This window comes from Okeania sp. KiyG1, from assembly GCF_014132355.1.
Classification (GTDB): Bacteria; Cyanobacteriota; Cyanobacteriia; order Cyanobacteriales; family Microcoleaceae; genus Okeania.
The window spans coordinates 39,965-55,724 of sequence record NZ_BLZO01000084.1; the positions used below are offsets into that span (position 1 = coordinate 39,965).

The window sequence follows — 15,760 nt, forward strand, 5'->3', positions numbered from 1 at the left end:
AAAAAGTCTATTCTTTTTCACCAGATGTCTAATAGACATCTCCAAAAATTAAAAATAAAATCAATTATTATCCAGAAATTATCAATTATTCCCCTCCAGGGAGGGGTTAGGGGTGGGTTCCCTGTTGCCTGTTCCCTGTTCCCTCTTTTCTGGAGATGTCTAATGAGAAATGATATGAAAGGAAACCTCAACCTCTATCATATCAACATATATCTGATTGATTAGAGGTTATGCACAAAAAGGCGTTGCTGAATAAATGTATGATTTCACAAGAGTCAGGACTCAATAGGTAGCTATATCAAGTATTTATGCTTAATTTATTCTCTAGTAGTGGACTGTTTCATCTTAAATGTTGCATTAGAAAATGGGGTGATGGGAACCCACCCTCGCCCCTCCCTCCCTGGAGGGGAATTTGGGGGTGATGGGGGGATGGGGTGACGAAAAAAGCGCTCTGCACTATTTTAGGTGAAACAGTCCAGTAGGGTGCGTTAATGAAATGTAATGTACCTATCTAGATTTTACAGCGGTTTTCATTTCAGTAGACCATAGTAGGGACGCCCTTATGCAACGTCCCTACAGGGTTTTGGTTATGGCGATGTAGTTCATCAATGAACAAAAGCACTGTAATTTTCTGTGTGTTATATCAAATCAGCAACACCCACAAAAAAACTCGGTTAATTTCAGTAACCGGGTTTCTAATTGATATTGATATAGCAGTCGTCATTACTGCATTTGACTTATGAAATAGCTCAAACAGCAGGATATTACCGAATAATTAATTATTAATTATTAAATAATTCTGGTTTAAAGCCTCCCCTTTTAAGGTAATTATCCATTATCCATTAATGAATAATCAAGCTTTTTCTTCTTCCTTCTTCTTCTTTATTCCCTCCTGACTCCTGACTTCCCCTCCCCTCCACGGTCGGGGTTAGGGGTGGGTTTACTCCTAAGTAATTAAGATTAATACCATACACGCGCTTCAACAACGCCTAAAATCCATTTCCTATCAAGATAAATGATGACCAATAGTAAGGATTATTTGCTTCTTTATCCTTTCCAGTAATCATATTTATTTGAGCTTGCCGCAATGCTTCTGTTCTGCTTTTTCCTTCTTGTAATACTGTGTAAAAAGTATTCATTAATTGAGCTGAATCATCATTAACTCGCCACAAGGAGGTAACTATTGCTTCAACTCCGGCATTTTGCATTTGATAACCAAAACCTACTATTTCTTCTCCATTACCTATTTGTCCGCCAATGTTAGTTTCGGAAGCACTTAATACGACTAAATCTACATCGGGTAATGACCAACTTTCCATATCGCGCAGAGTTACACGATCGCCATCTCCAAATAATATGAAAGAGTCTTCTGGTTTCCCATTTCCTGTTTCTCCATTTAATAAGACAACGGGGGTATCTAAATGCACAATATTGTAGTCATTAAAACTACTAATTGTTGTTTCAGAACTAAATTCGTTGTTAACAAGTTTACGAGAGTCAGGAATTGTTTCTGTTAAATTTTCGACTAATTTTACTGTTGTTGGTGTTAATTCAACTTGGCGAGTTCCGACCTGAACTTGATAATTACCTTCGGTTAAAGCTGCTGCCAATACACGGGGTTGATTCTTCGGTTGAGGCTCAAAATTAGTTAGACTAGCTGCAATTATATTATTCACACCAAAATTTTCTACTAACCATTTTTCTCCGTCATAAAGTGCTGCTAAAGGAAGATAATGTAGTTGATTATCTGGTGCATAAATAATAGTATTGGCATTTGCTTTAATTAACTCATCTTCTATTGGTTTGATTAACCAATTATAGAGTTTTTCCGCAGAACCTTTGACATCTCCAACAGGAGTCAAAATTGTTAGCCGAAACTCAGCGATCGCTTGTTCTATTTCTTCTGCTTTTACTTCTACGGTTTTGTGTATTGGGTCGCCTTCTGCTTTGATTAATACTAATTCTAATTTATCTGCCAAAATTAACGGATAAAATAGCACTGTTCCAGGTAATTTTTGTAATTTTGCTTGTAAATCCTTAAATTCTGGAAAATCCTCTTTTAAATTATTTTTATCAATCTCCCGTTCTAAAATATCTGTTATATCTTCAGTCAGTATTTGTTCTTCAGCAGCTAATAGTTTAACTCCGGTTGCTGTTGCTTCATTCCCCTTAATATTCCCTAGATAATTATCTAATTCTTGAATTTTCAACAAATCTAATACTTGTTGAGCTTCCACAATACGTTCTTGTTGTAATAGTAAACCTGCTAAATTTCGATAAATTTCTTCAGGCTTTTCTAAGAAACTTTTCTCGCTTTCCTGACTCCGTATAGTTTCATTCAAATTAACAGCTTGCTTATAAAAAACCACTGCCAATTCTGGTTTTTCCTGAGCTACTAATATTGTGCCTAACTGCTCATAAATTTTACCCTCCTTAAACCTTTCCTCACTCTCTTTATATATTGCCAATGCTTCTACTAAATTTTCTAAAGCTTGAGGATATTGTCTGAGCTGAAACATAGAATCTCCTATTCCTTCATAAGCCACAGCAACAGCATTTTTATCCTCCTTATCTGGTAAATTATTCAAAGCAAGTTTATGATAATTCAGAGCAATAGAATAATCACCAGAACTATAATAAGCTTCACCCAAAGCATTAAAATTGGCAGCAATAACCGACTTTTCTCCTGCTTCCTTATTCATAGGCAAAGCCTTTAATAAAACTTGCTTGGCTTTATCATTTTCTCCCAAACGGTTATAAACTTTACCTAAACCAAGAGTGGCTTTACCTTCCCCCGCCTTATCTTCTGCTTCTTGATAAAAAGCTAAACTTTGTTCATAAATTGATTGTGCTTTAACATCTTCTCCTATTTCATAATAAGCATCACCCAAATAATCCAAAGCCTCTAATTGAGCAGTCTTATCCTCCGCAGCTTTAGCAGCTTCTAACCCTTTTTCATAAACCTCCAATGCTTTAGTTTCTTCTCCTTGCTTTTCATAAAGTTCCCCCATAAAACCATAAATTCGCCCCACACTTCTTTGGTCGCCAATACCTTCTAACATCGCCACAGCTTGCCGAAAATATTTCAGAGCTTCAGAGTCTTCACCCTTTTCCCGATAGACAAAACCTATATTATTTAATAAACGACCAACCCCAGCATTATCATTAATTTCCCTACGCACAGTTAAAGCTTTTTGATATGTTTCCAAAGCCTTCTCATAATTACCCATCCGAAAGTAGACCACCCCCATATTATTGAGAGTACGTCCTCTATTTCGGCGATCGCCCACCTCTTCTCGAATAGTCAGCGCCTGTTCGTAAAATTCCAGTGCTTGGTCAAGTTGTCCCTGACTTGCCTTAACCGCAGCAATATTATGCAATGACTCTCCTTCATTAGGACGGTCCTTCACCGCTTGAGAAATATCTAAAGCCTCTTGATGCAAATTTAACGCTTGGGAAAATTCCCTCTGTCGTTGATAGGTAAAACCAATCAAGTTTAGAGTCTCCGATATCCCAGGGCGGTCATTTATTTTTCGGCGAATAGTTAAAGCTTGTTGCAAAACATCTAAAGCTTGTTCATATTCCCTTTGGTTAACATAAACATCCCCCATATTATTCAGGGTTTGGGCAATTCCGGCCTGGTCCCCCAGCTCCTTACGAATTGCTAAAACTTTTTCGTAGCTTTCCAGGGCCTCATCAAACTTTCCTGTCCGAAATTTTTCCACACCTGTTTCAAATAACTTATCTGCTTCAGCCTTGGAGGCAGAAGGTTCTGGCGAACTTTCCGCTTCAGGAGTTTGGGCCAAGACATTCGGGATATTTGTGATGGTGTGTACTGGAAAAAGAATAATAGCGATCGCGCTCAAGTAACTAAGGTAGAGATAGGAATTCTTCACTGTAGGAGTCCTCTAAAAAAGTCAAAAGTCAAAAGTCAAAATTAAAAAGTCAAAAGTATTGATTTGTAATTGTTTTAGGATTTTGTAACTGGTCAGTTATTTCCGCCATCCTGCACTAGCTAAAGACCATATCATCTTAATCTGGCCATTTAGCATTATGGGTCTTACTATATATCCTCTTAAAAGATATTTTGTACTATTTTGTCTATCGGAGATTCTACTTACTAGAGAATTTTGTGTATGAGGAGAGTTGATTTAGGATGAGTAAGACCTATACTATTTTTAATAAAAAAATTTCCGTGTAAAATAAGAACTAAGAAACTATATAAATAGATGAAATGATAGATATTTTTACCCTTTTATCTTGTTTTTTCAGAAAAATCATTCATAAAAATGTATTTTGACATTGCCAATAAATTTTACTGAAAAATAGGAAATTATTTTGATTGTCATGAGAATACTGCACTCAATAATTGTCTACAAGATTTTTTTATAAATTTATATTCTATGGCTGTAAATCTTGATTTACCTAATTCTTTATTCAATTCGTATTAAAAATGAACAGTAATGAAAATCGGAAAAATAAACTTTTTAATTTGTTGATCAATGAGCTTCCCGATCAATTTACAGGGAAGTTAGAAGTAAAGGGTTCTCAGAAAAGTTGGATGATCTTCTTTTGTGTTGGTCGTCTGGTTTGGGCTGCTGGTGGCGAACATCCTAACCGCAGGTTTCATAGGATTTGGAATCAATTTTGCCCGAATATTTCTCTGGCTAATATGAAGTTACGAGAGCAGAACGATATTAATAATTATTACTATCATCTTCTTTCTATTTTGTATAGAAAAAAAGTCTCAAGTGTCAGCCAACTTAAAGCAGTTGTTATTGAAAATATCAAAGAAGTTTTGTTTGATATTTTACTACAGCAATCACAAGAACTATTAGCTTATAATCTATCTCCAAGAGGATTAGAAAAATCATTAATTTTAATGTCTGCAATTATTCCTCCTGAAGCTATAATTCCTTCTCTTCATAAATCATTTTTAGCATGGCAGCAGTCTAATTTAACTGAATATTCTCCTAATTTAGTTCCTGAAATTATTAAACAAAAATTATTACAACAAATAGCTAAACCCAACTCTTATAAAGCGATCGTTAAATTAGTGGATGGTCAAAGAACTCTCCGAGAGATAGCTATTTTGATGAATAAAGATTTGCGTCAATTAACTTTATTTTTAATGCCTTATGTGCGTAATGAATTAATTATTCTTAAATCAGTTCCAGATAAACAACGTATTGAAGGAAGCCCAGGATTACAGCCAGAACTGAATCAAAAGAAACCTCCAACAAAAATCAAAGAATTAATTATTTGCGTAGATGATAGTAAACAAGTTTGTTATATGTTAGAGAGAATTCTTAAAAGTGCAGATTATAGATTTATCGCAATTAAAGATTCTATTAAAGCATTACCAATAATTATTGAAAATAAACCCGATCTAATTTTTTTAGACTTAATGATGCCAATTGCTAATGGTTATGAAATTTGTACTCAATTGCGACGAGTACCCATTTTTGAGAATACACCCATAATTATCATCACTGGAAACGATGGAGTAGTCGATAGAGTTCGCGCTAAAATGGTGGGAGCCACAGGGTATATAACCAAGCCTCTTGAGCCGAAAAAAATATTGGCAATAGTAAAGCGATATTTACATAATTATCCTCCTAAGTCACCACCTAAGTCGCCAGAAAAACCAGATCAAACAAGCTTATAAGTTATTTGCAATTGTTTAGCTAGATCGAAATTTAACGACCGTAATAGTACTAATCTAAAACTGACTTTGAGGCTAATCTCACTTGATAATCAGCTTTTGGTGGCAACGAACGAAGGAATAGAAGTTTCAGTTTAGCCCAAACTAATATTATTTGAATTGACCATTACATCTACAAAACTGTCAGTATTTTATTGTTATAAAATTAAAAATATCTTAAATGCCAGTATCAAAAAATTATACTATGTATACTATATTTTATAGTATAAAATATCTGTTACAAATCTTATTATTTTAGACAACTTATGTTATCCACTACAAATATTAATAATCTGAGTCTAACTAATCGACTAATCGCTATTAGTAGAAAACAATTTACAGGTGGTTTAAATGTAGTAGCTAGCTCCACAGATAAGTGGAGTCTTTACTTTTTTAGAGGTCGTATAGTCTGGGGTTGTAGTGAACAATATTCTCGACGACAATTACGACAACATATCATACGGTATCAAGTTAAAATTAATCCGATAAATTTACACCCCTTTCAAATTAATAATAATCATAATTTCTGGATTTATCAATTATTGTGTAGTTTACTGCAAGAACAGCAAATTACTAGAGAAAAGTTTGACAAGATAATTAAATCAATAGTTTTAGAAGTACTATTCGATATATTACAACAGGAAAATCAGAGAAAAATAATTTACAAAATTGAACCAAATACTAAGAAAAACATCCTGCATTGGCCAATAGTTTTAATTGACACAAAAAGTATTCTTAAAAAAGCAGTAGAAAACTGGTGTAATTGGAGTAATTCAGGGTTGAAAAATTTATCTCCTAACTTTGGGATAATTTTATCTCAACCAGAACAATTCCAAGCACAAATATCACCCATTCTCTATAATAAATTAGGAAAATTAATCAACAGTCAACGTAGTTTAAGAGATATCGCGAGTAAAATAAAATCAGACCAGTTTCGTCTAGCAAAATTTCTCTTGCCTCATATTCAAAAAGGATTAATTAAGCTGAGAAAACTACCAGATATTCCCGTAATTTTTCCCCACTTACAAAAAACAAATCCACAGTTATATAAACAAAGAGAATGTAGCCAAGAGAAAAAAAATCAACCTTTAATTGCTTGTATAGATGATAGCCTAATAGTTTGCCATCAAATGAAACAAATTGTGACTGCTAATAGTCTTGATTTTGTTGGTATTAACAGCTCAGTCCAAGCCATCATAACCTTGATAGAAAGAAAACCAGATTTGATTTTTTTAGACTTAATCATGCCCATAGCAAACGGTTATGAAATTTGTGCTCAGATTCGTCGTATTTCAGAATTAAAAGAAACACCAGTAATAATTTTAACAAGCAGTAATAGGTTAATAGATAGAGTTCGAGCAACAATGGTAGGATGTTCGGATTATCTGATTAAACCAGTTACAGAAAAACAAGTTCTAGAAATAGTTAATAAATATGTAACTTCTAGTTCTTGCTTGCCTCAAAAACCTATGTCTGACACCCTAGCTCTACAGTTTTCTTAATTGCAATATGAGAATTTAGAATTCTGAATTCAGAATTCAGGAGTCAGGAGAGGAGAGTCATACCAAGGGTGAAAAAAGAATGTTTTAATCTATAATATAGAATCCGGTTATACAGTATATGTTTATAATTCTATCCACACTTTCTCGCCTTAAATCTCCCCATCCCCCCATCCCCCCATCTCCCCATCTCCCCATCTCCCCATCCCCCATCTCATATAATAAGTATTTAACCGGATTTGATATAATCTGATGCCACAAGAATTTATCGTATATGCTTGCCCAGTAGGCAAACTAAATAATCAACTAGAACAATATTTCACCACTACTCGTGCAGAATGTAGCGAAAATGCTGCACATAAATATATGCCCCACTGCACCTTAACAGGTTTTTTTCACGACCAATTAACCGCAGTTCCAATATATATTCAAGCTTTAGATACTGCCTTAAAAAATGCTCGTCATAACAGCCCATCCCCACCTATAGTTGTTGTAAATATGGAGTTAAAAACAGACTTTCATTATCTCCAATTAAAATCAATTTGGCTAGAAAAATTAATTTCTAATTTTGCCGATATTGCCAATTCAACAACTCGTATTGATGAATTACGCCTCAAAAATAATTTACATCTCAGTTTAGCCTACAAATTCCCATCAGAACAACAACAAACACTAGCAAAAATAGCAAAAAAAATTATCAATCCCCAAGCAGAAGTATCATGGGAATTACGATTTTATGAACGCTACCCCAATAACTCTTGGACTTGTCATCAATCTTGGAAACTCTAGTCATTTCAGTTATCAGTTAGCCTCCTATGGTCGTAACTGCGTTAACAGTTATCAGTTATCAGTACCTTCTGCTGTTAGTTCCGCATTCCGGACCGAAAGCAGGAGGCTACGAAAATACGGAATATTCTTAGGACTTACGCAGATACGCTATATATAGCGCTCAAAACTATTGTCCAATAGTACTTTAACTCTATAAATAGTGCCTTTGCGTAAGTCCTGATTCTTTTTCTCTTAGGAGCAATGTAAGAATAAGTTGTACAAATTTTATCTGGGATAAATTGTGAAATATAGCTTTCATTAAAAAAACTGTTCAAGTTATTTTTACACGACTACTTAGTCTCATAGATATGGCGAGGAGACCATCGACCAAGAGAAAAGAAATAATATTTCCTTATATTCAATTCCGTAACGATTAAAACCCGAGGTAATTATCAATTATCCATTATCAATTATCCATTAATGAAAAATATCTCCAACCTTTGGCAAAAAATACCCGGACAAATTTACTTACTATTAGCGATCGTTATTTTCGGTGCTTCTAACGCAATTACAAAACAATTAACAGAAATTGGTGCCGAAAAATTTCCTGGCGAAAATCCCATTTCATTTTGTAATGTTTTATTTGTGGGAAATATCTGCGCCTTATTAATTTTAATTATTATCTATAGAAAACAACTAAATCTACGTTATTTTCAACAATTTTCAAGTCAAGATTGGGCAAGTATGTTAGCCGTTGCATTCCTAGCTGGCGCTCTATCTCCTGCTGCCTCATTTGAAGCACTTTCTCGCACAATGGTTAACAATGTAATATTAATCGGACGTATTGAACCACCCTTAACTTTAGCATTAGCTATTTTTTTACTAGGAGAAAAAGTTAATCGGTGGAAAATTACTGGAGCAATTATTTCATTTGCCGGAGTTATTCTAATTATAGTTTTGCAAAATTTTGGGCAAAACTCAGTTGATTCTACAAATATGATATCTATCAGTTCAGGAGAAATTTTAGCAGCAATTGGAGCGATAGGTGCGGCAATTTCTAATACTATTAGCAAAGCACGTCTTCATCGAATTCCCGTAGGATTTTTTAATATTATTCGTAATGGTTTTGGAAGTTTTATCTTCTTTATAACTGCATTATATTTTTATGGCAGCGGTCATTTTATGGAACTATTTTCACCTTTTTTATGGCAATGGATGTTAATTTATAGTGCAGTTATTATCGTAATAGGTCAAATTCTGTGGTTAAAAGGATTAAGTAAAACCAGTAGTTCTGATGCTTCTATTGCCAGTGCATTTAATCCCATTGCTGGAGTCATAGCAGCCTATTTAATTTTAGGAGAAAAACCCATCGCTGCTCACTATATCGGGGAGCTATTATTTTAGTTGGAATTATCTTGAGCCAAGTCGGGAATAAAAACGAAACTGCTATTAATCAACTTACTGAAAGAGTTCATCCTCAGCAAAGAGAAACAGGTTTAGGATTTAAAGGTTTTTAACTATAGTCAGAATTTAGAATTCAGAATTGAGAATTTAGAATTTAGAATTCAGGAGAAAATAATAGTAGTCAGAATTTAGAATTCAGAATTCAGAATTTAGAATTTAGAATTCAGGAGAAAATAATAGTAGTCAGAATTTAGAATTGAGAATTGAGAATTTAGAATTTAGAATTCAGGAGAAAATAATAGTAGTCAGAATTTAGAATTTAGAATTCAGAATTGAGAATTTAGAATTCAGGAGAAAATAATAGTAGTCAGAATTGAGAATTTAGAATTCAGGAGAAAATAATAGTAGTCAGAATTTAGAATTGAGAATTGAGAATTGAGAATTTAGAATTCAGGAGAAAATAATAGTAGTCAGAATTTAGAATTCAGAATTCAGAATTGAGAATTTAGAATTTAGAATTCAGGAGAAAATAATAGTAGTCAGAATTTAGAATTTAGAATTGAGAATTTAGAATTTAGAATTCAGGAGAAAATAATAGTAGTCAGAATTTAGAATTCAGAATTCAGAATTGAGAATTCAGGAGAAAATAATAGTAGTCAGAATTTAGAATTTAGAATTCAGAATTGAGAATTTAGAATTCAGGAGAAAATAATAGTAGTCAGAATTTAGAATTCAGAATTCAGAATTTAGAATTTAGAATTTAGAATTCAGGAGAAAATAATAGTAGTCAGAATTTAGAATTTAGAATTCAGAATTGAGAATTTAGAATTCAGGAGAAAATAATAGTAGTCAGAATTTAGAATTCAGAATTCAGAATTTAGAATTTAGAATTTAGAATTCAGGAGAAAATAATAGTAGTCAGAATTTAGAATTTAGAATTCAGAATTGAGAATTTAGAATTCAGAATTGAGAATTTAGAATTCAGGAGAAAATAATAGTAGTCAGAATTTAGAATTTAGGATTCAGAATTGAGAATTTAGAATTCAGGAGAAAATAATAGTAGTCAGAATTTAGAATTCAGAATTCAGAATTGAGAATTTAGAATTCAGGAGAAAATAATAGACATCTCCAAAAATCAAAAATAAAATCAATTATTATCCATAAATTATCAATTATTTCTCCCTACTGGACTGTTTCATCTAAAATGGTGCAATAGATTTTTTGTTTGTAGATGTCTTTTTCTCCCCACACTTCCCACCCTTCCCATCTAATGGACAGTTTTAGCTGAAACGCGCCACTACTGCCTACTGCCTACTGCCTACTGCCTCTTTTCTGGAGATGTCTAATAGTAGTCAGAATTTAGAATTCAGAATTCAGATGTGTCCGGTGTCTCCGATGTGTCCGGTGTGTAGCGCCGAAATCATCCCAGTATTCAGCAACGCCCTTTTTTTTAGCCTGCTCTACTTATATAAGCTATTCTTACTGACTCCTAACTCCTGACTCCTGACTCCTATTCATCTTATCTCCCGTTTGACTTTAAATAATAGACTTTTGACTTAATGACCAATACTCCTCTGAATTTGATACTCTAACTAAAATGGTCTATGGTCTTGGGAATAGGTAAAAGTAGTGGATATATATATTGGACGTGGAAAAACAGCTCGCAGAGCTTACGGAATCGATGAAATTGCCCTAGTTCCTGGGGGACGAACACTCGATCCAAGTTTAGCAGACACTAGATGGAACATCGGTGGCATTGAAAGAGAAATTCCCATTATTGCCAGCGCAATGGATGGAGTAATTGATGTCAAAATGGCCGTTCTATTATCTGAGTTAGGAGCTATGGGAGTTCTCAACTTAGAAGGTATTCAAACTCGCTATGCTGACCCAGCGCCAATATTAGAAAAAATTAGCTCTGTGGGTAAAGATGAATTTGTGGGTTTAATGCAAGAGCTTTATGCCGCTCCAATTCAACCAGAATTAATTTCTCAGAGAATTAAGGAAATAAAAAGTCAAGGTGGCATTGCAGCAGTAAGCTTCACCCCTGCGGGAGCACTGAAATATGGAAAAGTAGTCGCTGATACTGGAGCAGACTTATTTTTTGTCCAGGCCACAGTTGTTTCCACTGCATTTCTTTCGCCTGAGTCAGTGGAAAACCTGGATTTGGTTAAGCTTTGTCAAGAAATGCCTATGCCTGTGGTTTTAGGTAATTGTGTTACTTATGAAGTGGCCTTAAATTTAATGAAAGTAGGAGCTGCAGGGGTGCTAGTAGGTATTGGCCCTGGTGCTGCTTGTACATCTCGTGGTGTTTTAGGTGTAGGAGTTCCTCAAGCTACTGCTGTAGCTGACTGTGCAGCAGCACGAAATGATTATTACCAAGAAACGGGGAATTATGTCCCAGTTATTGCGGACGGGGGCTTAATTACTGGGGGAGATATTTGTAAATGTATTGCTTGTGGCGCTGATGGGGTGATGATTGGTTCCCCTATAGCTAGGGCCGCAGAAGCACCTGGGCGTGACTACCATTGGGGTATGGCTACTCCTAGTCCCGTTTTGCCACGAGGTACTCGGATCAAGGTTGGTACTACTGGTACCATCAAACAAATTCTGCGTGGTCCAGCACTATTGGACGATGGTACACATAATTTATTGGGCGCTCTCAAAACGAGCATGGGCACTTTGGGAGCTAAAAATTTGAAAGAAATGCAGGAGGTTGAGGTAGTTATTGCTCCCTCATTGTTGACTGAGGGTAAGGTTTATCAAAAAGCTCAACAATTAGGTATGGGCAAGTAAATTTACCGAAAAGCGACGTTGAAGGCCCCCGTGTTTTAACCGGGAGATGAAAACAAGGGAGTCGTTTAGACTAGACAACTTTAGTTGTCCTGCGCTATTTTTGCTAACAAAAAGTAAGCAGAACGCTAGGTATTGGTCTTAGCCGACTGCGTAGGGGCACAATGACATCGTCCCCAAAGAATATATCTTTGGTCAGCGCTCGAATAGACGAAGCAACACAAATTTATCCTGTTGCCTAGTATCTACTTAGAATCCCCGTGGCTCTAGTCCGGGGAATAGTCAATCTAGTATTATCTGAAAAGAAATGCTGGTATTATCTGAAAAGAAATGTCAGAATAGAAATAGCGGAGATGCATGTTTCCGTTCACTCCTCACACCACACTCCGCCCAAGCTCAAAAAGTTTGGGCGGTTTCTTATGGCCATTCCATGAGCGAGTGACCACTTGAGGCTTGATAGGACAAAATTTTTTTGGTAGTGACTAGGGTATCACAGATTCGGCATAAGCTACTCAGTTAATTGCTTCATTGTGTATATCACATTTATCGTGCAAATCAAGTAAGGTACACACAAATTATAGTTACCGAAAAGCTGGGCCAAAAGCCTCGCCATTTCAGGGCGACTTTGTGTTAAGCTAGGACTGGTTGCAGTACCCGACTCCCTACTCCGTAGGCTAGATAAATTATCTAGAGGCCAAGAGTCCAAGAAGGTCAAAACTAAGAACCTGTGGTGGCGAAAGCACAGTCAAATTTTGCGTAAGTACTTTTGAATGTAAAATGTTATATGATAATTTGTTAACCTTGATACCAGTTTATACTATACTCTTTTATAGATACATTGGTAGGATTAAAACCTACCATATTTTTCAGGATTTTATCTTAAATTTTTCCCAAATATTTAAACTAAAATAAATTTAGTGTTTTATGGGAAAAGTTAACTTGCTACAATCAAAAAACACCAAATTAAAATAAAGGTGTTTTGAAACAGATGTAACTGGCAACTGATGAACTGTATAAAAAAAATTGAGTTGCACTAAGCCTAGTAAATAGGCACACCTTTGCGGTCAGGCAGACCGTGGCTTGGACTAGCAACCAAGTCTGGAAAGCTTTTGAAGCCAGTCTGGCTGATATACTTGGGAGAAATTCTCGGCTTTCGTTAGTACCAAGTTAAGTTTAGTCAAGAGGCAATCTGAAAGAAGCAAGAATTCTACGCCATACCATAAAGATTAATATTGAAGGATTAGTAAAGAATGACAGCAGCAACTCCAGTCACCGATAGCAGTTTTCAGCAAGAAGTGCTTAACAGTAACGTTCCAGTTTTAGTAGATTTCTGGGCACCTTGGTGCGGGCCATGTCGGATGGTGGCTCCTGTAGTTGAAGAAATTGCAGATCAATACAAAGAAAAAATAAAAGTAGTTAAAGTAAATACGGACGAAAATCCTAATGTAGCAAGTCAGTACGGCATTCGCAGTATTCCTACCTTGATGATTTTTAAGGGAGGCCAAAGAGTTGATATGGTGGTTGGAGCTGTTCCTAAAACTACATTGGCTCAAACTTTAGAAAAGTATGTGGATAATGATTGAGAACTTTTGAAACAGATATGTAGAAAGTTGTAGAAAACTGTTTGTGTCCATAAATTTTTAGAACTAATTAAGATACACTGAACATTTGATGAAGTGTCTCTAGAACAACAGAAAAAACGACCATTACTGAGATATTTTTATGTTTAGAAGCAGAAAGTAATTCTCAGTTATACTTTCAATTAGAGCATTATGCTCCGTAAAGTTTCTAGTGAACTAATATCAATAATTAAACTGTTTTCTTTCTACAGTCTTAGTTCTCAAGCAAGTAAGGTAGAATTAACCTATTTTATGACTTAGCCGAGATTCTCAGTGGTCTCGGAAATTTTGTATATTTATAAATTAAGTAAGCCCCAACTTTGATGTCGGCAAGGGGTCTGCCGTTATACGAATGTTAACGGGAGGGGAATTGCCGACAAACAAATAAACTGCGAAGCATCCGCCCGACAGGAGTTTCACCCCTAAAAGCATTGAGTCTATGGGACAAACCTTGTTCCTATTTGCATTCATTGGTATTATCCAAAATTTTGGGATACTTGGGAATAAATTCCCACAACTTGTTTTCATCCAAGGGCTAAAGCCACTTGGCTTTCAACTGCACAGTTTTTTTGTAAATTGTTACTTAACTTACTCCTAAAACCGTTCAAATAAATCTGGACATATCTACCAATAAGTAGTCATATCTAGACAAATTCATTCTTAGTCCATAATTTCAGAACTAAAGGCATAAACGGCAATGCCTCTATCCCATCCATAAAGTTTGGGATTACTTTTCTTGCTATGTTCAAACTTCCATTAGTATCAGCATTGATTGTTTTACCAGCAGAAGCCTTGTATAAACCTCTGTTGGTTCTTCTCCCACTAAAGGTATGCTTGCTATTAGGCTTGTATTTAGGCAATGTATCACCGTCTAAAGCACTTGCCTTACTGGTATAGGACTCTTCCGTTACAATAACTTGAATCCCTGCTAGTTCGCCTTTATAAATCAACATATTGATTAATTTTGAATGAGGTATTTTAGTGAACTGCTGATTATTTCGTTTACCTATTTTTATGCTTTGTTTCCAACCTTGGTTGTTGCCTATTACCAAGGTTGTTATGTCATTAGCAATGCACCAATTAATGACTCTACGGCTTGCTGTGTGCAGGTAATTATCAATTCGGTTGTCACGCTTGCTATTGAGTTCTTTTATCTGTCTGCATGCCTCTTTTGATTGGGCTTTAGAGAGTCTTTTGTTGAAAAATTGATTGATACTTTTTAACGGTCTACCATTAACCAACAGAGGTTTCAATCCTGGTCGGTTTGAAGTTACAGCCATTAAATTAGTTAGTCCTAAATCAACTCCAGCAGCGTACTGAGACTGCTTTTTATCAACATCTGGGACAGTGTAAACAACCTCGATAACGTAACAGTTAAGTCTTGGAACAATGCGAACCTGATTAATGTTAGTAGCTTTGCTGGAGAACTCAATATTGGATTGAGACAGTTTAACAATTCCTTTTTTTAACAATGGTTTTGACAGAGCATCTGAAGGATATATAACAGTATTTCTCCCGTGTTCTTTATGCTTATACTTAGGGATTTTAGGCTTACCTAAATATTTGCCAGGATACTTTGACCAGTCCTTAAGTGCTGCTTTCCAGCCCTTCCAAGCCTCCGAAACTCGTCTAACTATTTGCTTACTTACTTTTGTTGGTAAGTATCTAAAATCGCTTCATGATTCTTGGTTTGATGGTAAATATCTATTGAGTTGTAATACTTACCTTCAGCAAAAAAGTATTGTCTTTGAGTGTAATTAGCTGCATTGTACAAGTGTTTTGATTGCAATGCTAGATAATCACATTCTTTCCAAAACTTATGCTGTCTATTGATTGTATGCTTTTCTACTAATTGCATTGTTCGACCTCCAATGCTTGACTACTTCTTTAATATATCCCCATATCTACCTATTTGTCAACTAAATGGGTAGATTCCCATCCGGATTTTGTACAGCTTTGGTCATATTATCTATAAG

The 15,760-nt window shown here is 35.3% G+C and carries 9 protein-coding genes; 6 read left to right on the top strand and 3 right to left on the bottom strand.

The window, feature by feature from the left end; genetic code table 11:
* Window positions 1-989: 989 nt before the first annotated feature.
* The gene (locus tag SAGCYANO_RS18260) at window positions 990-3,896 is read right to left on the bottom strand and encodes a tetratricopeptide repeat protein (protein WP_202221369.1); all 2,907 of its coding nucleotides are present in this window, start codon (window positions 3,894-3,896) and stop codon (window positions 990-992) included.
* Window positions 3,897-4,492: 596 nt separating this feature from the next.
* On the opposite strand from SAGCYANO_RS18260, the gene SAGCYANO_RS18265 reads away from it, so the two are divergent.
* The 6 genes from SAGCYANO_RS18265 (at window position 4,493) to trxA (ending at window position 13,748) form a co-directional block, all read left to right on the top strand.
* Window positions 4,493-5,668 (top strand): response regulator, encoded by a 1,176-nt coding sequence (locus SAGCYANO_RS18265; protein WP_237396303.1) that lies wholly within the window; start codon window positions 4,493-4,495, stop codon window positions 5,666-5,668.
* A gap of 302 nt (window positions 5,669-5,970) precedes the next feature.
* Entirely contained in the window at window positions 5,971-7,206 is a 1,236-nt protein-coding gene (locus SAGCYANO_RS18270; RefSeq protein ID WP_202221371.1) for a response regulator, read from the top strand.
* Window positions 7,207-7,455: 249 nt separating this feature from the next.
* The gene (locus tag SAGCYANO_RS18280) at window positions 7,456-7,992 is read left to right on the top strand and encodes a hypothetical protein (RefSeq protein ID WP_202221373.1); all 537 of its coding nucleotides are present in this window, start codon (window positions 7,456-7,458) and stop codon (window positions 7,990-7,992) included.
* A 459-nt stretch (window positions 7,993-8,451) separates the two neighbouring features.
* Window positions 8,452-9,375 (top strand): DMT family transporter, encoded by a 924-nt coding sequence (locus tag SAGCYANO_RS18285; protein WP_202221374.1) that lies wholly within the window; start codon window positions 8,452-8,454, stop codon window positions 9,373-9,375.
* A 1,629-nt stretch (window positions 9,376-11,004) separates the two neighbouring features.
* Window positions 11,005-12,168, top strand: coding sequence for a GuaB3 family IMP dehydrogenase-related protein (locus tag SAGCYANO_RS18290; protein ID WP_202221375.1), 1,164 nt, complete (start codon window positions 11,005-11,007; stop codon window positions 12,166-12,168).
* 1,247 nt (window positions 12,169-13,415) lie between these two features.
* Entirely contained in the window at window positions 13,416-13,748 is a 333-nt protein-coding gene (gene trxA, locus SAGCYANO_RS18295) for a thioredoxin (RefSeq protein WP_202221376.1), read from the top strand.
* Between the two features lie 680 nt (window positions 13,749-14,428).
* Here trxA and SAGCYANO_RS18300 read toward each other — a convergent pair.
* Together SAGCYANO_RS18300 and SAGCYANO_RS18305 are read right to left on the bottom strand one after the other, a co-directional pair.
* Entirely contained in the window at window positions 14,429-15,421 is a 993-nt protein-coding gene (locus SAGCYANO_RS18300; protein ID WP_237396313.1) for a transposase, read from the bottom strand.
* An 8-nt stretch (window positions 15,422-15,429) separates the two neighbouring features.
* Window positions 15,430-15,642: a hypothetical protein gene (locus tag SAGCYANO_RS18305; protein ID WP_202221378.1), complete on the bottom strand. Its 213-nt coding sequence runs from the start codon at window positions 15,640-15,642 to the stop codon at window positions 15,430-15,432.
* Between the last annotated feature and the right edge of the window lie 118 nt (window positions 15,643-15,760).